This is a genomic window from Paenibacillus motobuensis (genome assembly GCF_039521865.1).
Taxonomy (GTDB): Bacteria; Bacillota; Bacilli; order Paenibacillales; family Paenibacillaceae; genus Fontibacillus; species Fontibacillus motobuensis.
In genome coordinates, this window is the sequence record NZ_BAAACX010000027.1 from 75,547 (window position 1) to 95,234 (window position 19,688).

Sequence of the window (19,688 nt, forward strand, 5' to 3'; positions counted from 1 at the left end):
ATGAGTTCACTTCGCCGATTAAGGACCATGGTATCCCCCCGTTCCCTTCGTTCACAACTCTTATCACGCTCCCTGTTCATTCTCGCCGTACTGCTGATTCTCATCGGCGGGTTGCAGTATGTTCTAATGATCAATTTTCTATATAAAAATCAGGCTGAGTCGATGGGTGCGCAAATTCTTCGTTTTCCCAGAGAGATGCTCGAGCAAATGGAACTCTATCCCTATCATCCCACAGACTCTGCGAATCCGAACAGCCAAGCGAATTCAACAAGCCCGATCAATCCAGCGAATCCGGGCAACTCGGATACCAATGCGTCCTCTGGCAAGAGCAAGCGCGGACCGTTCCTGTTCCTTCCCGACACGTCGCTGGCGATTATTAAGTCGGACGGCGGATTTCTAAATCGCTCTGACCAATCAGGCTTACCGGCTCCGCAGTTATCATCAGAGCAATATAAGTCGATTCGCGATAATCATAGGGAGGAGCGGCCCGGCCAGTACAGGATCGTCAAGGACGATAACGGAAATGAACAGCTGATCGTATTCCGTCCGCTCTCAGGACCCGGTGCTTGGAATGACATCGTCCAGTTGGGAGTATTAGCTGCTCCGCTCAAGTCCGTGGCGCTTCGGCAGTTATTTATTTTTATCTGCTTGGCGATACTAGCCTTGCTTGGCGGACTCTTGCTCTATCTTCCTGTGCTCAAGCGCACTTTGAAGCCGCTCGATCAGATGGTAAGAACCGTAGAGGAGATCAATGCCGGGAACCTCGACCACCGTTTCCCTGCCTCGCTCGGGCAGACGGAGATCGATCGCTTGGCCGCTTCCTTCAACGGCATGCTGGAGCGTCTTGAATGCTCCTTCAAATCGGAGAGAGAAGCCAAGGAACAGATGAGGCGCTTTATCGCCGACGCCTCCCACGAGCTTAGAACTCCGCTGACTTCGATTCACGGCTTCCTGGAGGTGCTACTCCGCGGGGCGGCAGAACGACCCGATCAGCTATATCCAGCCCTGAACAGTATGCTGGGCGAATCGAAGCGAATGAAGAAGCTGGTTGAGGATCTGCTTATGCTAGCCAAGCTGGATCGAACCCCGGTTGTCCAACGGAGTGATGTGCTATTAGATGCGCTGATCTTCGAGATGGAGCCTCATCTGCGCATTCTTGCCGGAGAACGAACCGTTAGCTTCCATCTCGAACCGCAGCTTCATGCGATGTGCGACAGCGATAAGATCAAGCAGGTGGTTCTTAACCTGTTCCATAATGCCGTTCAGCATACAGACCCGGCTAGTGGCATGATTCGGATTACCCTTTCCAGTCAGAACAAACACGCAATCATTGCTATCGAGGACAACGGAGCGGGTATCACTGGTGAACATCTGCCCCATATCTTCGAGCGTTTCTATCGCAGTGACACTTCCCGCGCACGCAAGCATGGCGGATTCGGGCTAGGGCTATCGATTACTCAATCGATCCTCTCCGCTCATGGTGGAGAGATCCGCGTAAAAAGTCAGCACGGCCAAGGCTCAACCTTTGAGGTCTCCCTCCCCTCCCTGTAAGAAATAAAGGCCGGGAACGTTAAGCATCATAAATTGTATGCTTAACGTTCCCGGCCTTATAATTAGCGGCTGTTACTCCGCTCCTCCAATGACGAACTGCTTATACTTGCCGTAATCACTCAATCGGCATTCCATGTACAGCTTCGTTCCTTCTTCTTCATAAGAGGTCTCTATAATATTGGCATGCTCGTTCAAGTACGATACGACCGTGCCTTGGTCATATGGGATCAGCATATAGCAGCGGATATAATCCTTGAAGATCTGCCGCCGAATTTGCTCTACCAGCTCGGAGATCCCGATTCTGCTCTTGGCCGCCATATATACCTTATCCCCTTGTATCTCAGGGATGCTATGCTCCGTCAAGTCCGATTTGTTATAAGCATAGATCGTCGGAATATCTGTTACTCCGATCTCCTTCAACGTATCGTTCGTAATCTGGATCAGTCGTTCAAATTCCGGATTAGCATAATCCACAACATGAATGAGCAGATCCGCTTCAGCTACTTCTTCCAATGTAGAACGGAACGCCTTCACCAAATGATGGGGCAGCTTACTGACGAAGCCGACTGTATCCGTGAGTAGAAACGACTTGTTGTCCTGCAATGGAATGCTGCGCACCGAAGTCTCCAGCGTAGCAAACAGCATATCCTTCTCAAATACCTGCTTCTCCTGCGAAGACGGATTATAGGTATCCAGCATGGCATTCATAATCGTTGATTTGCCTGCATTCGTATATCCAACGAGCGAGACGACCGGAATATCATTCTTCTTGCGTTGCTTGCGCTGAATCTGACGATGGGCAACCAATGCTTCCAGTTCCTTGCTCAGCATCGTAATCTTCTCTTCAATTCGTCTGCGGTCCAGCTCCAGCTTCGTCTCCCCTACACCGCGGTTCTTTGTACCAACCCCGCCGCCTTGGCGTCCCAGCGATTCACGCAGGCCAACTAGGCGCGGCAGCATATATTTTAATTGGGCCACCTCAACCTGAAGCTGAGCCTCTCTCGTCTTGGCCCTCCTTGCAAAGATATCAAGGATGAGTATGGTCCGATCAATGACTTTACATTTCAGTTCGGATTCAAGATTGCGGATTTGCGACGGAGACAGTTCATCATTAAAAATAACAAGATTGCCTTCATTCCCCTCAAGCAGAGCGGTAACTTCCTGAATCTTCCCTGTCCCGATATAATGGGATGGATTTACCTTAGGCAGATTTTGCGATAATGTTCCTACAACCTCTACCTCACAGGCGTCCGCCAAATTCGCCAGCTCCTCCATTGAATAGGCGAAGTCTTCCTGATCATTCAGATTGACACCGACCAGAATTGCCTTCTGTTCCAATTGCACCAATTGTTCCATATATCGTATTCCTCCTTTATTTCGAATCAAAATAAAAAAACACAGTCCTCCGGCTGTGCTATGGTACAAACGGTGCAGCAAACAAGAAGACACCTGCAGACATATTCCTGCAAGTGAATCTCAAAGCGGCATATTCTATTATAAAGGTTCCCTTTATGATAGCACACCTATCCCGTTCGCCCTGCACAGAACAGAGCCTTTGAGCAGTATTCAATTAGCCGCGCAAAGTAGTAAGACGGAATTTAATGTACAACACTAGGAACCCTCCGTTCATGTAAATTATATACATATTACCATACTTTAAACCTGCGTACAACGACACCTCCCGGTAAAGATGACTATAAACATGTTATGGGAAATGTATTTTTTTTACTGTTCTTGTTTTTTTATTTTAAGTATCCTAGGAACAGTTCGAACATTAAAAAGCTGTATTAGAGGATTGGAGGAATCCCGACATGGTATCTGGTTTCGATGGCTTTGGTCCCTCGCCATTTGGCGGAGCAGGCGATTTCATGTTTAGCGCTGTTCCGGTCTTTATCGGGATCATCTTTGTCGCCGTCATCATTATGCTTATTGTCAACGGAGCGAAGTATGTGAAGAACGCCACCTCAACCCGCGAGTCCACTTTTGTCAGAATTGTATCCAAGCGGATGGACGTAAGACACCACTCAAACATGAACGATCATAATAACTTCTCCTCTTCTCACACTTACTATTACATCACCCTGGAATTTGAGAACGGAGAGCGTAAAGAGTATCTGGACGTAAAAAATCTGTACGGCCTCGTCGCCGAAGGAGATGAAGGCTACGCCGCTATTCAAGGCGATTGGATCGTAGCCTTCGAGCGAAGTATTCCGCGTCAGGATGAGCGTTCCACTCGTTACTGACTGCTTTGTGTTAGTATAAGCGTTTTGTCCCTTGGTTACTTAGAAAAACGTTTGTAATGCTTTTTTAGATTAAACAAAAAAAGCCGAAAGAATGACAGTCCATCTACGAACCCAATCTCTCGGCTTAGCTTACTTTATTCGATTTCTCCCATTAGGCTCAACCTTAATACGCCGTCCAGCCGCCATCGGCTGTTATAACTTCACCATTGACGAAGCTGGAATCATCCGAAGCTAGGAAGAGCGCCACTTTGGCGATTTCTTCCGGCTCTCCGGACCTTGGGTTCGAGCTGGCTCCGGCTGTCGCTCTTGCCATTCCGAATTCATCAGGCTGATTCATCGTAGTACCGATATTCGTATTTACACCGCCTGGGGCAATTGCATTACAACGAATTCCTTTCAGGGCATATTGGAACCCAACGTTCTTCGTCAACCCCACCACTGCGTGCTTCGCAGCCGTATAAGCGGCACCCGCGCGCGAGCCCATCAGTCCGCCGATCGAGGCAACATTAATGATAACCCCATTCCCCTTCTCAAGGAAAATCGGCAAAGCCTTTCTAATCGCACGCATCGGGCCCGTTGCATTTACAGCAAACACTTTATTCCACAGCTCATCCGTCAGATCGGCAGCAGGAACGAAGTTATCCATAATGCCGGCATTGTTGACCAAAATGTCTAAAGTACCGTAGGTACTCACTGCCGTATCGATCAAATTCTGAATATCCGCTTCCTGGGCCACATTGGCCACGACCGCAATCGCTTCGCCGCCGCTTGCTTGGATGTCACCAACTGTTACGTTCGCCGCCTCCAGATTCAAATCCGACACAATAACCTTCGCGCCTTCCGCTGCATACAGCTTGGCAATCGCCTTGCCCATCCCTGATGCTGCGCCTGTAACTACCGCTACTTTGCCTTGAAGTTTCATTGATGATGCCTCCTTCTAAAATTTATATATTACATTTTTTAATTATACTATTATCACTTTTTATATTATATAAATATCGCAATTTTATACTTGGCTGATTATTAGAAAAGTGACAATACGAAGAAATTTTCCCCTTTTGAAAAAATAAATCCGCCAAATTCCGTTGACATTCACGAGCACCCCTTCTATGATGTAAAGGCAAGACCTCGTTAGGTGAGGCTCCTATACAAAAACATGCCACTGCCCAGAAATATCGAAAGATGCCCATGGGTTGAACAGGAATTGCCGGACTAAGGCTTTTCATAATGTGGCTAAGACGAATCGTCTTTACGTTGTATAGTGCCAAAACTCGGTTAGGGGCTAAGCTTGTTTAAGCTTTATTTTGGAATGTAATTAATTTCCAAGGCCTCCTGACTGGGAGGCCTTTTATTTTGCAGATTTGAAGGGAGGGACAATCCATGGAAGACAGTAGTCAGTTAGGCAGCCAACCAGACCCCGCAATGTTCATTAAGAGCGAATTCAACAATCAAATATTACAGCGGAGAGAAACTGCGCTCAGTTCCAAGGATTGTCCCAGAGGATCCATGCCTATCATGCACGATTGATCAGGTGTATTTGAATCTGCCTATAATCTTCGGAATATGAGTTAGCGATATGGAACTCTCCAAATTGGAGAGTTTTTTTGTTGTCCTCCGCTGCAAAAATGGAGGCGAAGACCATGTTTAAGAAGAAGATCACGGAGCCTATCCGTACAGAACAAATGAACGAACGCCTGATTCAGGCTTCAATCTGGCATATCGATGACGTTATGGAGATGCTCGGAGCCTTGCCTGAAGGCATCAGCGAGCAAGAAGCCGAGCTGAGATTAGAACAGCACGGCAGCAACGAAATCGCCCAGGACCGGAGAACTGCTTGGTATGTCCAACTCCTAGGCTGCTTCAAAAATCCATTCATCCTTATTTTATTGGGACTATCGCTGTTCTCACTAATCACGAAGGATTTCGATGCGGCTATCATTATAAGCACTATGGTAACGATCAGCGTGGCTATCTCCTTTACCCAGGAGTACCGCTCGCAGAAAACCGCCGAAAGTCTCAAAAACCTCGTAAAGACGACGACTTCTGTGATCCGGCAATCGCCAGCCCGCGAGATTGCGGTGGAGCAAATCGTTCCTGGTGACCTTGTTCATCTATCGGCCGGAGATCTGGTTCCCGCAGACATCCGCCTGATCGCTTCCAAGGATCTGTTCATCAGTGAATCGGCTCTAACCGGAGAAGCCCTGCCTGTCGAGAAGGAAGATGTACAATTAACAACGGATCCCAAGCTGAAGCAACAGAGAAAACAGTCCAGGAAGCTTAATCCGCTTGAACTTAGCAACATTTGCTATATGGGAACCAATGTGATCAGCGGCTCGGCAACCGGAATCGTTATCGCCACCGGGGGCGATACCTGCTTTGGGGCGATGGCCCGAACCCTAAGCGGAGCAAGACCGATGACCAGCTTCGATAGAGGCGTGAATAAGGTTAGCTTTCTCCTTATCCGCTTTATGCTGATCATGGTCCCCATCATTTTCTTCATCACCGGATTTACCAAAGGTGACTGGATGGACGCACTTCTGTTCGGCATGTCCGTGGCCGTCGGATTAACCCCGGAAATGCTGCCTGTCATCGTTACCTCCAATCTCGTCAAGGGAGCCAGTACGATGGCTCGGAACAAAGTGGTCGTAAAGCAGCTGAATTCCATTCAAAATTTCGGAGCAATGGACATTCTCTGCACCGACAAGACGGGCACGTTAACACAGGACAAAATCGTCCTCAAGAAGCATCTTGATATCCATGGCCATGACAATGATGAAGTACTGAAGCATGCCTATCTGAACAGCTATTATCAGACAGGACTTAAAAATCTACTCGACATCGCCGTACTAGAGCATGCAGAGTTGCAGAAGGGACTAAATGCCGAGCAAACTTATCAAAAGATCGATGAGATCCCCTTTGACTTCCATCGCCGCCGTATGTCCGTTGTGCTGAAGCAGCGGAGCGGCCAGCATTTGTTAATCTGTAAAGGGGCGATGGAAGAAATCATTAGCATCTCCACCCATGCCCTTGATAACGGAAGAACGGTGCCGCTGACGGAGGATATGCGTACCCGTATTCAAGGAATCGTCCGTGACCTGAATACCGATGGTTACCGGGTCGTAGCCGTCGCCACGAAAGAACTGCAACAGCATTCTGAACAGTATACCGTACAGGATGAACAGAATCTGGTCCTGATCGGCTACATCTGCTTCCTCGATCCGGCCAAGGACAGCGCTGCACCAGCGATTGAAGCGCTGCGGAGCAGCGGAGTTACCGTCAAAGTGCTGACCGGAGACAATGAGGCCGTTACTCGCAAGGTGTGCAGTGATATCGGATTAAGTACGGACAGTATCCTACTCGGACAGGACATTGACGACCTATCCGATGAGAAGCTGGCAGAGCTCGCTGAACAGACGACGATATTCGCAAAACTCAATCCATTACAGAAATCAAGGATTGTTCGCGCGCTGCAGAGCAAGGGGCATACAGTTGGCTTCATGGGCGATGGCATCAATGATGCCGCATCGCTCCGCCAGGCCGATGTAGGAATTTCTGTAGACACAGCCGTTGATATCGCCAAGGAATCGGCAGATATTATTTTGCTGGAGAAGGATCTAATGGTGCTTGAGGACGGCGTGATTGAAGGACGCAAGACCTTCGGAAACATCATCAAATATATTAAAATGACAGCCAGCTCCAATTTCGGCAACGTATTCAGCGTACTCGGCGCGAGCGCCTTTCTACCTTTCTTGCCGATGCTGCCGCTGCAGCTCTTGATCCAGAATCTGTTCTACAGCATCTCGCAATTGTCGATTCCATGGGATAATGTAGATGATGAATTCCTGGCCAAACCGCGGAAATGGGACGCTAGCTCCATCGGTCGATTCATGATCTTCATAGGTCCGATCAGTTCGATCTTCGACTATGTTACTTTCTTCGTTATGTTCTATGTGTTCAAGGCCAATACACCAGCCAGCCAATCCTTATTCCAATCCGGCTGGTTCGTCGTCGGCTTACTGTCACAGACGCTGATTGTCCATATGATTCGCACGCACAAAATACCGTTCATTCAGAGCCGGGCCAGCAGACCCGTGTTGTTGTTAACCGGAGCGATCATGCTCGCCGGTATGTATCTGCCGTTCAGCCCATTCGGAGGCAGCCTTGGACTACAGGCCCTACCGCTTGTCTATTTTGGCTGGCTTGCCGTCATCCTGCTCGGATATTGCCTGCTCACCCAGATCATCAAGGGCTGGTATATCCGCCGCTTCGGCGAATGGCTCTAAAGGATGGAGAATCAAGATGCAGACCCGTCGTCGTGCCTAAATCCAAACTGCAACACTGAATAAAAAGAACCTTCAATCTACCTCCCAGAAGTAGGGGAAGTATTTGAAGGTTCTTTGTTTTTGCCTCTATATGTCCTCAACTACCAGTTCAAGCAATCCCATTTCGAGACACGCCTTAACGGATAGGACCTTATCCCCCGCTTCGAAGTGGATCTCAAGCCTATCCTCATAGACTTTCGTGATAACGCCCTCGTCAAAGCGGGAATGCTTGACTCTCTTGCCAACAACGAAGTCATTCGCACTTTGGATCGCGTTCGGACGATAGACGATCTCCGGCTTCTTCAGCTTTACGGTAGATTTCTCCCCCTGCACGATCCGAGGAACTGCCGGATTCACAATCCTCCGAATGTCATTCACAAAGCGGGATTCCACGGCCTTCTTGCCCTCCCGCTCCTGATAGGTTACCAAATTCAGCGTGCGCTTCGCCCGCGTCATACCTACATAGAACAGACGGGTCGCTTCCTCCATCTGGGCGAGATCCTCAGACTGATCCTTCAAATCCTCGTAGGAAGGCAAGATTCCATCAACCAGATCGACCATGTAGACACGATCGAACTCCAAGCCTTTGGCACTGTGCAGCGTAGACAAGGTCACGACATTCTGCCCTCTCCGCCGTTTCGCCGTCTTCTGAAGCGACTCCAAATATTTGAGCCGGGCGGCAAACTCTTCCATCGTCGATAGAGGGGCCGCGATCTGCTCCAGTGTGTTCAGAATGCCGATTAACGTATCTTGACGAAAGCCGAGGCGTTCACACATCTTCTCCAGCGCCTTCTCGTAACCGAGACGGCCGCGAATCACTTGGATCACAGCCTTCGGCGGCATGCCGCGCATCTGCTGGAACGTCTCTTTGCTCTCCTGCAGCAGCTTCACTTGATATTCCTGAAGTGGCACATGGCCCAGCAGATTGTCGAAGACCGATTCCTGGTTGTGGATCAACTTGACCTCCTGCATCTGCTTTTTGCTGATATAGCCATTGAATTTCATATGAATCTTCTCAAAGACATCAACCCGCTTGTCGGTGAACGTAAGCCGCATAAAGTTCAGCACATCCTCAACGACCCAATGGGAGAAGAAGCGCAGGTCAGAATCCTTCAGGTAGAAAGGAATCCCAGCCAGGTCAAGTGCATTCATGAGGCCGACGGAAGACGAATTGTTGCGGTACAGAATCGCAATCTCCGCCAGATTGTCCTGCCCTGCGATCTCCCGTACCAGATAATCGCCCTGGGAAATATCATCGGCCAGACAGGTGAAGCGGATCGGCTCATGCGGAGGATTATGGGTGAACATGTTTTTGTTGTACCGATGCTTGTTGCGTTTAATGAATCGGTTAGCCGCATGCACAATATCCCTGGAAGAGCGATAATTCTGCTCCATATACAAGATCTGCGCCTTGGGAAATACTTGTCTGAAATCCAGCAAATAAGACGGCTCAGCCCCTCGCCAGCTATAGATCGACTGATCATCGTCAGCAACGACACACAGATTATGATGACGCCGCACCAGCTTCTCGATAATCGCGTGCTGCACAAGCGAGGTATCCTGGCTCTCATCGGTCAGTACATAATCATATCTCATCTGATACTTTCGCAGCAGTGAGGCATCCTCATCCAAAGCTCTATTTGCGAGCGTCAGCATATCATCGAAGTCAAGCAGCAGCCTTGTTCTATCCCTTTGCTTGAACTCTTCATACGCGCGAAAAATCTGCTCAGCCTTGGGAACATCCACTTTAATCTCCGACCATTGTTCGGCAGGGAGCATCTTATTTTTAATATAGCTAATATAGGTCGTTAACTCGTCCATCTGATCGTCTGTGATGTTATCCGAGTGAATAGACTGATAGATTTGACGCAAAATAATTCTCTTGTGCAATGGCAGCTGCTCTGCCTCGCCCCCCTCTTCCTCCTCCGGATCGATATGCCCTTCAATGATCTGAAAGTCGATTCGGCACTTCCGCAAATATTCTCTGACCACTTCAAAGGCAAAGCTGTGAATCGTAGAAAATTGTACGGGAGCAAGTTCCGGGAAAAAGGCGCTGAACCGCGACTTCATATCCTGAGCAGCAGCCCTGCTGAACGTCACTGCCTTAATACGTGTGGGGTGTACCCCCTTCTCTGCAACCAAATAGCCGATGCGCATAATCATCGTCGTTGTCTTGCCTGATCCGGGGGAGGCCAGCAGCAGCAGCGGTCCTTCCGTAAGAAGAACCGCCTCCCGCTGGACTTCATTCAATTGAATACTAAGCTCAGCCTGTTTACGATCTATAAATTGGGTAGGTCTTTCCTGATTTATTGAGCGATTATACATAAAGCACCTTTACTATTTTATCTTTTGCTGCCGATCATAACGGTAAGATCGACTGTAATCTTTGTTGGAGGATGAGCTGCGAAATGGTTCAGCTTGCTGTCCTCAGCCCGCCATGCCAAAGGGGTCATAGCAAGCAAAGGCTGGACTTGGCCCGGCTCCAGGAGGTAAGTATATCTCACCCGATGGACCTCGATATGTTCAAAATGCTCCCTGAACAGCTGCATTGTCCTGTCATTGTTGAAGCTTCGCTGGTGCCCTTCCCAGAGTGCCTCGCGCAGCTCACGCAAATAATAGCGATCAGGAATGACTTTAATTACGATACCGTCCTCGCACAGCAATCTATGAAAAGCATTATAATTCGCGGGAGATAGAATGTTGAGAATGACGTTGAACTGTTGGCTTGCCAGTGGTGGATTGGCCAAATCGCCAACGCACCATAGAAGCTCCTTATAGCTCCTTGCCGCGAAGGCAACGCCCTCTTTAGCCAGGTCGATCCCGATCCCAAGCGTCGGCAGCGCTGCATTTTGACGGACCAACGAATGGATCCGCTCTAAATGCGAACCTTCGCCGCAGCCTGCATCCAGAATTTTAATCGTGTCATGCTCCCCAGGTTCTAACCTCTTCACAATCCTGGTGGCAATCGCTTCAGCCAGAGGTTCGAACAAACCGGCCTGGCTGAGCATCCGTCTGGCTGCAAACATGGATTTATCGTACTTAGTCCCCGCAGCCTGCAAGCACAAATGGATGTATCCGTGCTTGGATAGATCGAAACGATGTCCATGGGGACATACTAGACTTCTTTTATCGACAAACAGTTCACAGTGACAAACCGGACAATTAAAAATATGAGTATGCTGTGAAAGCAAATTCACGGCATAATTATTTTTGGACACAAAAAAACACCCCATTCATTCGTTTTTGCTGAATGAAAAAGGCACAGTCAAATAAACCTAGTCAACTTCCCATTTTTGAGAAAATAACCAAGTTCAATGTCTGTACCTCTCATTAGCGAAAACGAATGAATTGGATGATCATCCTGCAGCTCTCCTTACCATTAACAATGAACATTCATTATTATAGCATATCTCCTATGAATCAGATAAGCATAATGTCGAGCTGCGCTCCGTGGTTCACGAGCCGTTAACGGCTCTTAACCAACAGCTCCACGGCCTGGTGAACCACCTTACTGCTATCCCTGCCTGCTTCCTTCTCAGCAAGGATGCAATGCTCCAAATTGGAGGCTACCACATAGGCCATCGCTTTATCGATCGCACTGCGGATCGCGGATAACTGACAGACGACATTCTGGCAGTCCTGCCCTTCCTCCATCATTTTAAGCACGCCACGTACCTGGCCTTCCGCCCGCTTCAGTCTTTTCTTAATATCTTCATCGTACTGCATAACAATATCTCCTCTGCGAAACATGTTATATCTATTATTTCCGATCTTCTGCCTAAAAACAATGTGCCATGAGTGCCGGCAGATCAAATCATGCGCATGGACTATTGCATTTGCACTTGCGGGAGATCAGCTCCTTGAAGCAAGGAATCGACATGAAATCGTCGCTGACTAGGGTCAGATGATTATATCCGCATTGTCTCATAATTCTCACGGCCTTTTTGCCTTGAGCCTTCGTAGCGGAAATAATAATAATATGATCATCAACATATAAGTCATTTTTCCGCACATAGCGTAATCTGCCCACCGAAATGTTGAGCGCTCCCGGAACATGTGCCTCATAGTAATCCACCTGATCCCGGACATCAAGCAGCTTGAAGCTTTGCGGCTCTCCCTTTAACAGCTTGCAGAACTGGTCTTCGTTAATATATCTGAGTCCCCGGACCGGTCTGCTTCTCCAAGCGATAACTGCAATAATCATGCATACGATAAAATAGTAGATCGTCAAGATAACGGCCTCCCATTTGGTTTAGTCAATATCTCCTATATTAAAATTATCACATACCCGCTGGGGTATACTACTAAATTATAATGTTTTGCTCTCTGCGTCAACCAGGAATATCGCTGTAAACCTAAATTAGATGAATGAAAAACAAAGCTTCTGCATATTTTAGTACCAGATACTAATACTTGATGTTATAATAAAGAAAAAAAGAGGTGATTTCATGAAAGCTCAGTTCTCTCAAGCACGTATAACGGCTATTGGTACTCATGTTCCCGAACAGCGGCTGACGAATGATGACTTATCTAAGCTAGTTGACACAAATGATGAATGGATCGTACAAAGAACCGGCATGAAGGAACGTCGGATCGCCGCGGAGCGCGAATTCACCTCGGATCTGTGCATGAAGGCGGTGCAGAATCTGGCAGAGCGTTATAACAAAAGTCTGGACGATGTCGACATGGTTATTGTGGCAACGACAACCCCAGATTACCCATTTCCGAGTGTAGCCTGTAAGATTCAGGATTATTTCGGGATAAGTCGCACTGGTGCATTCGACTTAAATGCGACTTGCGCTGGATTCGTATATGGTCTGCATCTGGCCAACGGATTAATAACATCCGGCCTTCACAAGAAAATTCTCGTCGTCGCCGGTGAGACACTATCCAAGGTGACCGACTATACCGACCGCTCCACCTGCATTCTGTTTGGGGACGGGGCCGGTGCGGTGCTCGTTGAATACGACGATTCCCATCCTGGATTCATCTCCTCTGTTCAAGGCACGAACGGCGAAGGCGGTATCCATGTATATCGCTCAGGCTTGTCTCATACATTCAAAGGAACAGAGCTTGCCGGGGATGGAAAGATGGTACAGAACGGGCGGGAAGTATATAAATGGGCAGTACAAACCGTATCCGCAGGCGTTAAGCAGCTTCTAGAGCAAGCCAATATGAATGTGGATGACATTGACTGGTTCGTTCCGCATAGCGCGAATCTGCGTATGATTGATTCTATCTGCGACAAATCCGGCATTCCGCTGGAGCGGACATTGTACAGCATGGAGTACTACGGCAACACCTCAGCCGCTTCCATTCCGTTGGCGCTCGACCTTGGGGTACAAGAAGGACGCTTGAATTACGGGGATACGATGTTACTTTATGGCTTCGGGGGTGGACTTACTCATAGCGGCCAGATTATCAAATGGGGCGTTCCCCGCGTATAATAATAACGACAAAAAACCGGTGAGTTGGGCTATTGCACAATTTCACCGGTTTAATTATTCATCTCGTTATTTATCTGCACATGATTCACCTTTCTGTGTTAGCATGGATGATCGTGAACTACGAAATATCTGCATTCTTCAAAGCATGTTCCCAACTTGGAAAATAGTACAATGCGCTTCTCATCAACTCAGGGTTCTGCTGCTTCACCTGCTTCTTGCTGATAGGCTCTCCATTACTCTGCAGCTGCTTGATGCGGTTAATGACCTCATCGGCGCCCATTGAAATATCCATCCTAATCCTCCTTTCCAAGAAGCCGTTTCCTCTATTTTCCACAATAATAAGAGGAAATATTCAACTTGGTAAGGATTTGTCTATGATCTGCCTCTGTTTATCCATAGATAATACCCGGAAATTCCCAGTATGACTACAGCAAAGACAGAGCCCCACAAGACAAAAGACCTATTGATATGAACCGGTAAACCTGCCACCGCCCCCATGCCTCCAGGGTCTACAAGCTTCAGTTCTCTAGCATCGAGAAAAGCGGATTCCTCACCGGTAATATCGGCAGTCTTCTTCGTTGGTGAACATAGCGGATTCTGCCAGCCTTTCCCCTCTTTGTAAGTAAGAAAGAACAGATACTCTTCGTGAAGAACGCTTGGCCCCGATATAGCTCCCCATGTCTTGTCCTCGAAAATGACCAACTTCTCTTCTGTAATTCCCTTGAAACTTCTCGTAATCGTCAGCTTGATCTGATTGTCCTCCCGCTTCCCTCGGATGCTCTCCACCCGACCGATGACTACGCCGTCGTACCTCCGATACGCTTCGGGAACGCTGGATAACTCGGCACATGATAAGGCCGATGTCTGCTGCGTATATAAGGGATTCAGAAGCATCAGTATGAACAGAACTAACCCTATCTTCTTCATCGAGTCCCTCCTTTTATTGTTAAGGACGTAGTACATCTGCGGAAAGGTTGCAGAGCCCGTAAGTCTAACAATATGTGAACAGAGCATAGAACCCGCTTCATAGCCTCATAATATGAACATTCCAATTGAAGAAGGTGCATCAAGATGGGCAAGAAGATAAGTCTGCTCATGTTCAGCGGAGAGTATGATAAAGCGATGGCCGGGCTGATTCTGGCCAATTCGGCGCATGATATGGATATTGAAGTTACGATGTTCTTCAGCTTCTGGGGGCTGTTCCTTATCAGAGATCCCGATAAGATGACCTTAGAGGATAAATCACTCTATGAAAAAATTATGAGTCTGGCGACGCCAAAAGGTCCTGATCAGCTGCCATTATCGAAAATGAATTTCAGCGGATTGGGCAAATGGATGCTTGAAGAAATGATAGAGGATCAAGAGGCCCCGAAGCTCATTCATTTCTTAAAAGGCGCGCGTAAGAAAAACATTAAATTTTCCGCCTGCAAGCTATCCGTTGAGATTATGGGCCTTAAACCCGAAGAGTTCCTTCCCGGCGTTGACATCGTCGATGCCCAGAGCTACTTAAGGGATGCCCTGGAATCTGACATTCAGCTATTCATCTAGATTCCGCTTTTGATAAGAAAACCTGAAGTCAGTTCACGGATGAGCGACCGCGGCTCAAAGGTTGGTTTTCTTGCGATATAGAATTTCATCATCCTAGGTCGTTTTCTACGAAAACATGTAGCTCCGCTCCTCAGACCCTAGCTTCATCCAACTGAAGCGTTTTGAAAAAACGCACATCGGAAGCATAAGCTTCGGTGCTGAAAACCGGACTTTTCAAACAAAGCGATATTCCCGCAACACGGGAGTATCGCTTTTTTCTTGGAAAATACAAAAAATCGGGTCTAGGCATTCGCCTTCACCGCTGTCCACTGCATATACTGAGTCATCAATGAAAACGAGCGAGGAACGAATACTATGTTGAAAAATGCAACACATACAGTTGATGCGACTAACGTCAAAAATCCGGAGGCCCTTGAAGCGCATTTTCTCACTTTCCGGCACAAAACGGTCGGAATCCAGCAGCCTTATTCCACTCCCTATGGTAAGCAAAAGATGATCTATGCCGATTGGACAGCAAGCGGACGGCTGTACGAACCGATTGAAGCGGCGATTGCCGAACAGTTCGGTCCCTATATGGCTAATACACATAGCGAATCTAGTCTGACTGGCCAGACGATATCCCAAGCCTACAGAATGGCTCGTCAAATGATCAAGCAGCATGTGAACGCCGGCCCTGACGACATCTTGATGCTGACGGGATCAGGAATGACCTCGGGCATTAACAAATTGCAGCGCCTGCTTGGTCTGAAGGTGCCTGAGTGGCAGGCCGCTTCTATTGGACCTACTGCGGTAGATCGTCCGATCATTTTCGTCAGTCATATGGAGCATCATTCCAACCATATCTCTTGGGCGGAGACGATTGGAGATGTAGTCGTGCTTGAGCCCGGGGAAGACGGAGAAGTAAGCCCCGCCCAATTGGAGCGATCGCTCAGCCTTTATCGACATCGCCATTTTAAGATTGGCGCATTCACTGCCTGCTCCAATGTAACCGGACGAATGACGCCGTATCATCAGTTGGCTAAAGTGATGCATCTACATGGTGGAATATGTATTGTCGATTTTGCCGCATCCGCTCCTTATGTACCGATTGATATGCATCCCGAGCAGCCGCTAGAGCAACTGGACGGCATCCTCTTCTCCCCGCATAAATTCCTTGGCGGTCCTGGCACCTGTGGTGTATTGATTGTGCACAATTCTCTATACAGCCAGCGAATTCCTGATCATGTCGGTGGTGGTACCGTCGATTGGGTGAATCCTTGGGGTACGAAGCATTATGTCCATAATGTAGAGAGACGCGAGGATGCCGGCACCCCTCCAATCATTCAGGCCATCAAGACCGCACTTTGTGTGAAGCTAAAAGATCAAATGAGATCGGAGCTGATTCTAGCGCGCGAGCATCAAATGACGGTCCGCCTGCTCCAAGGGCTAAAGCGAATTCCCGGGGTCTCCGTATTGGATTCGGAGTCCGAAGATCGACTGGGTATCGTCTCATGGATACTCCCAGGATACCATTACAATCTTGTCGTGAAGCTACTGAGCGATCGCTTCGGTATTCAGGCACGCGGCGGCTGTTCCTGTGCTGGTCCATATGGACATTACTTGCTTGGAATTACCGCTGAGCTCTCTCACCTAATTGAGCAGAGTGTCATTAGAGGAGCTTACTCCTTCAAGCCCGGCTGGATACGCACATCACTGCATCCGATTATGACAATACAGGAAGTAGACCATATTATTCACGCCGTAACAGAAATAGCCCGTCATATCGAGACCTGGCGGCATGATTATATTTATAATCCGCTCACCAATGACTGGTCTCATATACACGGGCAATTCATGCCGGACGTCGCAGCAATGTTCGAACTTATTTGATCCACTTTTGATCACGAAGTGAATCAGGAAGTAACTCGGCATCGAATCTTGAATTCACCCGGGCCTCAGTAGATGCTTACGAAGTCATGTTTCCTCCGGAAACATTTCAGGTGCTCACGTACAAACTACAAGCAAATGCTTCCGAGGTCGTTTTCTACGAAAACGTGTAGCTCCGCTCCTCTGGCCCTAGCTTCATCCAACTGAAGCGTTTTGAAAAAACGCACATCGGAAGCATAAGCTTTGGTGCTGAAAACGGGCTTATTTGTACCTGAACCTATTTTATACCGAGACGCATCCGGTAACTGAACATAATTTCCTTCGTATGGCCGTTAAAATATTTATCTGTCTGTTCACCAAAAAAAGCTATATCGTCATCAAGCTCTGTGCTGCCGAGCTTCATCACGCTCTGCAACCCGCCTTGGCTTAGCACCAGTCCAACATAACGCTCGGCATTGCACAGCTCCCAATGGTGAAATACGACCTCCCTTGTATATCTGAAGGCCCCACTGGTCTGTAAATTATGCAAATGCTCGTTCTTGTTCCGCTTAACGGCCTTTGATTCCTCAGTCGCCTCCCGCTCCAGAATCTCATCGCATTTATCATACAATTCCATGTACTGCTTCTCCAGCTCCCAACTGATCATCGGCGGCCAATCACAGTCGTAAGCAGCGAATACGCCTCCTGGCCTTAGAACGCGGTGTGCCTCGCGCAATGTACTTACGGGTTCCATCCAATGAAATGACTGCGAGCAGGTAATAACATCGACCGTTTCCGACTCTGCATCAAGCTGATTGGAATACCCGGTAACGAAGCTGATCGCAGACGATCCCTCCGGGAAGTGCTGAAGCTTGGCAGTGGCTACACTTCGCATATCATCATTAGGCTCTACCCCTATGATCCGCGTCGCACGCCCATTCCAGACCAGAGTCGACAACCCTGTACCGCAGCCTAAATCCATCACCAGCTCTGGTTCTCTCTGCAAGTATTGAGTCAAAATCTCGGTAACCATCTCAGGGGCTTCAGGACGATAATTATCGTACACATCTGCAAACCCTGAGAACCTCGCGACATTACTCTGTATATTTCCCTTTGGAATCTCCGGTACCATGTGATTTCCTCCATTAATCTATATTTTCGCTAGAGCCTACTACTCTTGCTGCATAATCTCATAGACCCGTAGGTTGCGATAAATCACCTCAAGCAACGGAGCGTCCATCTTATGCTCCTTAGCCAAATCGAGTAAGTAACCGTGTAGATGACGACCCTCGATCGCTAGACCCTTCTCCATGTCTCGCAGCATAGAGGCTTTCATTGTGTAGCCCGTCTTCTCCATCGTGACCATATGCTGAGCAACGATCTCCGGATCGAGCGGTGCACCATGAGCCCTCATGATCGCCGCGCCCTCTTGGAACACACCACGTATGTACTCATATCCATTCTCGCTGTCCCGAATCGGACCTAATGGGGCTCGCATCAGAGTAGTTACGCCTGCAATGGTAGTAATATACAAATATTTATGCCAAATATCTTGCTCGATATGAGAGCTCCGCACAAATGAAGCTTTCGTTCCGCTCAGAGCCTCTTCAATCGCCCGAATTCTTTCCGTATCTCTATTCCCGAACTCTCCGAATCGGACATAGTGCCCTTTGCTCGTCTGAATAATATGACCCTGCTCATTTAATGTAGTCTCGATGAAGCATAGTCCGCCGATGACCTTGTCCTTACCTAACTCCCGCTGCAATTCCGGAATATGAGCCACACCGTTCAGCAGAGGTAGAATCACCGTATTCTCCCCTACGAACGGCTTGACATCCTGCATAGCTCCCTCTAAATGGTAGGCCTTCGTCGAGAACAGGATCAAATCAAAGGGTTCCGCTTCATCTTGCGAAGTGGTAACACGCGGCTCCAAGGTCAGATCGCCGTGCACACTGTGAATCACTAATCCCTCTTGTTCAAGCTGCTGCTTGCGGTGCTCCCTTACGAGAAAGGTAACATCTGCTCCTTGTTCAACTAATCGGCCGCCAAAATAGCCGCCGACTCCTCCGGCGCCAAGTACTAATATCCGCATCGATCACTTCATCTCCTGACCTATATCATATTAAGCCAATTATACTAAATAAAAGAAAAAAGCGAATCCATCCTCTTCATTGACGAATTCGCTTCAATGCATGACTGCAGCAATTTTGTGTATATTACTTAGCGAGAATTGTAGTTGTCATACACCTTCTGCAGCAGTGTTGTAAGTTGTTCCTTCTCTTCCTCGGACAAGCACCCGGCTAGACTCCTGTTGGACTCATCCAGAATTGAGATCAACACGGGCTCAAATTCCTTGGCCTTGGCGGTCGGATATAATCGATAGGATCTTCGATCGTTATCGTCGACGATCCTTTCGACATAGCCCTCCTCCTCCAATTGCTTAATACAACGGGTCGTAGTAGCCTTATCGAACTTTACTTCACATGTAAGCTGATCCTGATTCAATCCGGGATTCATTAGGATCGTCTTCAGGTAGCTATGGTGCCCGCCGCCGCCTATATTATAATCTCTCAGTTTGTTGGCCAATTCCTTCTGATTGATGCGGTTGATAAAAGATATCAACTTGCCGATCGAGTTCATGTCCATCCTTGCCCTTCTATAACGGGATTTATATATGTCCAAAATTTTATCGTATTTTTGTTGCAGGCGCAACTAAATTGGAGTACACTTTG

Annotated in this window: 17 protein-coding genes and 1 riboswitch; of the genes, 6 read left to right on the top strand and 11 right to left on the bottom strand. The window is 48.1% G+C overall.

The features are described 5' to 3' along the window. Window positions 1-1,551, top strand: coding sequence for a sensor histidine kinase (locus ABD014_RS23495; protein WP_379337265.1), 1,551 nt, complete (start codon window positions 1-3; stop codon window positions 1,549-1,551). Between the two features lie 72 nt (window positions 1,552-1,623). Here ABD014_RS23495 and hflX read toward each other — a convergent pair whose 3' ends face one another. Further along, on the bottom strand, window positions 1,624-2,907 hold the full coding sequence (hflX, locus tag ABD014_RS23500) for a GTPase HflX (protein WP_343865477.1): 1,284 nt from the start codon (window positions 2,905-2,907) through the stop codon (window positions 1,624-1,626). Window positions 2,908-3,362: 455 nt separating this feature from the next. Here hflX and ABD014_RS23505 point away from each other — a divergent pair, with 455 nt between their 5' ends. Beyond that, complete coding sequence (locus tag ABD014_RS23505; protein ID WP_343865479.1) at window positions 3,363-3,794, top strand: DUF2500 domain-containing protein; 432 nt, start codon at window positions 3,363-3,365, stop codon at window positions 3,792-3,794. 163 nt (window positions 3,795-3,957) lie between these two features. On the opposite strand, the gene ABD014_RS23510 is transcribed toward ABD014_RS23505, so the two are convergent. Continuing rightward, window positions 3,958-4,716 (bottom strand): SDR family oxidoreductase, encoded by a 759-nt coding sequence (locus ABD014_RS23510; protein ID WP_343865481.1) that lies wholly within the window; start codon window positions 4,714-4,716, stop codon window positions 3,958-3,960. A gap of 198 nt (window positions 4,717-4,914) precedes the next feature. Beyond that, a riboswitch (M-box (ykoK) riboswitch) is annotated at window positions 4,915-5,082 on the top strand. Window positions 5,083-5,434: 352 nt separating this feature from the next. On the opposite strand from ABD014_RS23510, the gene mgtA reads away from it, so the two are divergent. Continuing rightward, window positions 5,435-8,077: a magnesium-translocating P-type ATPase gene (gene mgtA, locus ABD014_RS23515; RefSeq protein WP_343865483.1), complete on the top strand. Its 2,643-nt coding sequence runs from the start codon at window positions 5,435-5,437 to the stop codon at window positions 8,075-8,077. A gap of 126 nt (window positions 8,078-8,203) precedes the next feature. On the opposite strand, the gene ABD014_RS23520 is transcribed toward mgtA, so the two are convergent. From ABD014_RS23520 to ABD014_RS23535, 4 genes are all read right to left on the bottom strand, one after another. Beyond that, complete coding sequence (locus ABD014_RS23520; RefSeq protein WP_343865485.1) at window positions 8,204-10,441, bottom strand: ATP-dependent helicase; 2,238 nt, start codon at window positions 10,439-10,441, stop codon at window positions 8,204-8,206. Between the two features lie 17 nt (window positions 10,442-10,458). Next, the gene (locus tag ABD014_RS23525) at window positions 10,459-11,334 is read right to left on the bottom strand and encodes a putative RNA methyltransferase (RefSeq protein ID WP_343865487.1); all 876 of its coding nucleotides are present in this window, start codon (window positions 11,332-11,334) and stop codon (window positions 10,459-10,461) included. Between the two features lie 247 nt (window positions 11,335-11,581). Beyond that, window positions 11,582-11,842, bottom strand: coding sequence for a metal-sensitive transcriptional regulator (locus tag ABD014_RS23530; protein ID WP_068778418.1), 261 nt, complete (start codon window positions 11,840-11,842; stop codon window positions 11,582-11,584). 88 nt (window positions 11,843-11,930) lie between these two features. Continuing rightward, on the bottom strand, window positions 11,931-12,347 hold the full coding sequence (locus ABD014_RS23535; RefSeq protein ID WP_343865489.1) for a rhodanese-like domain-containing protein: 417 nt from the start codon (window positions 12,345-12,347) through the stop codon (window positions 11,931-11,933). Between the two features lie 217 nt (window positions 12,348-12,564). Between ABD014_RS23535 and ABD014_RS23540 the strand changes: the two genes are divergently transcribed. Next, window positions 12,565-13,563 carry a ketoacyl-ACP synthase III gene (locus tag ABD014_RS23540; RefSeq protein ID WP_343865491.1) on the top strand — a complete coding sequence of 333 codons (999 nt, stop codon included), beginning with the start codon at window positions 12,565-12,567 and terminating at the stop codon, window positions 13,561-13,563. Window positions 13,564-13,681: 118 nt separating this feature from the next. Here the strand turns inward: ABD014_RS23540 and ABD014_RS23545 are convergent, their stop codons facing one another. Next, entirely contained in the window at window positions 13,682-13,855 is a 174-nt protein-coding gene (locus tag ABD014_RS23545) for a hypothetical protein (RefSeq protein ID WP_251415859.1), read from the bottom strand. Between the two features lie 80 nt (window positions 13,856-13,935). Then, window positions 13,936-14,490 (bottom strand): hypothetical protein, encoded by a 555-nt coding sequence (locus ABD014_RS23550; RefSeq protein ID WP_343865496.1) that lies wholly within the window; start codon window positions 14,488-14,490, stop codon window positions 13,936-13,938. Between the two features lie 144 nt (window positions 14,491-14,634). On the opposite strand from ABD014_RS23550, the gene ABD014_RS23555 reads away from it, so the two are divergent. Both ABD014_RS23555 and ABD014_RS23560 read left to right on the top strand, forming a co-directional pair. Then, window positions 14,635-15,111: a DsrE/DsrF/DrsH-like family protein gene (locus ABD014_RS23555; RefSeq protein WP_343865498.1), complete on the top strand. Its 477-nt coding sequence runs from the start codon at window positions 14,635-14,637 to the stop codon at window positions 15,109-15,111. 354 nt (window positions 15,112-15,465) lie between these two features. Next, the gene (locus tag ABD014_RS23560; RefSeq protein WP_343865500.1) at window positions 15,466-16,980 is read left to right on the top strand and encodes an aminotransferase class V-fold PLP-dependent enzyme; all 1,515 of its coding nucleotides are present in this window, start codon (window positions 15,466-15,468) and stop codon (window positions 16,978-16,980) included. Between the two features lie 274 nt (window positions 16,981-17,254). Here ABD014_RS23560 and ABD014_RS23565 read toward each other — a convergent pair whose 3' ends face one another. From ABD014_RS23565 to ABD014_RS23575, 3 genes are all read right to left on the bottom strand, one after another. Continuing rightward, a complete protein-coding gene (locus ABD014_RS23565) occupies window positions 17,255-18,088 on the bottom strand; it encodes a class I SAM-dependent methyltransferase (protein WP_343865502.1) in 834 nt (277 codons plus the stop codon). A 39-nt stretch (window positions 18,089-18,127) separates the two neighbouring features. Beyond that, entirely contained in the window at window positions 18,128-19,048 is a 921-nt protein-coding gene (panE, locus tag ABD014_RS23570) for a 2-dehydropantoate 2-reductase (RefSeq protein ID WP_343865504.1), read from the bottom strand. Window positions 19,049-19,176: 128 nt separating this feature from the next. After that, a complete protein-coding gene (locus ABD014_RS23575; RefSeq protein ID WP_343865506.1) occupies window positions 19,177-19,602 on the bottom strand; it encodes a MarR family winged helix-turn-helix transcriptional regulator in 426 nt (141 codons plus the stop codon). Window positions 19,603-19,688: the final 86 nt, after the last annotated feature.

Coding starts and splice junctions, on each gene's coding strand:
- ABD014_RS23495 (WP_379337265.1), top strand. CDS start 1: ATGAGTTCACTTCGCCGATTAAGGACCATGGTATCCCCCCGTTCCCTT.
- hflX (WP_343865477.1), bottom strand. CDS start 2,907: ATGGAACAATTGGTGCAATTGGAACAGAAGGCAATTCTGGTCGGTGTC.
- ABD014_RS23505 (WP_343865479.1), top strand. CDS start 3,363: ATGGTATCTGGTTTCGATGGCTTTGGTCCCTCGCCATTTGGCGGAGCA.
- ABD014_RS23510 (WP_343865481.1), bottom strand. CDS start 4,716: ATGAAACTTCAAGGCAAAGTAGCGGTAGTTACAGGCGCAGCATCAGGG.
- mgtA (WP_343865483.1), top strand. CDS start 5,435: ATGTTTAAGAAGAAGATCACGGAGCCTATCCGTACAGAACAAATGAAC.
- ABD014_RS23520 (WP_343865485.1), bottom strand. CDS start 10,441: ATGTATAATCGCTCAATAAATCAGGAAAGACCTACCCAATTTATAGAT.
- ABD014_RS23530 (WP_068778418.1), bottom strand. CDS start 11,842: ATGCAGTACGATGAAGATATTAAGAAAAGACTGAAGCGGGCGGAAGGC.
- ABD014_RS23540 (WP_343865491.1), top strand. CDS start 12,565: ATGAAAGCTCAGTTCTCTCAAGCACGTATAACGGCTATTGGTACTCAT.
- ABD014_RS23545 (WP_251415859.1), bottom strand. CDS start 13,855: ATGGATATTTCAATGGGCGCCGATGAGGTCATTAACCGCATCAAGCAG.
- ABD014_RS23550 (WP_343865496.1), bottom strand. CDS start 14,490: ATGAAGAAGATAGGGTTAGTTCTGTTCATACTGATGCTTCTGAATCCC.
- ABD014_RS23555 (WP_343865498.1), top strand. CDS start 14,635: ATGGGCAAGAAGATAAGTCTGCTCATGTTCAGCGGAGAGTATGATAAA.
- ABD014_RS23560 (WP_343865500.1), top strand. CDS start 15,466: ATGTTGAAAAATGCAACACATACAGTTGATGCGACTAACGTCAAAAAT.
- ABD014_RS23565 (WP_343865502.1), bottom strand. CDS start 18,088: ATGGTACCGGAGATTCCAAAGGGAAATATACAGAGTAATGTCGCGAGG.
- panE (WP_343865504.1), bottom strand. CDS start 19,048: ATGCGGATATTAGTACTTGGCGCCGGAGGAGTCGGCGGCTATTTTGGC.
- ABD014_RS23575 (WP_343865506.1), bottom strand. CDS start 19,602: ATGGACATGAACTCGATCGGCAAGTTGATATCTTTTATCAACCGCATC.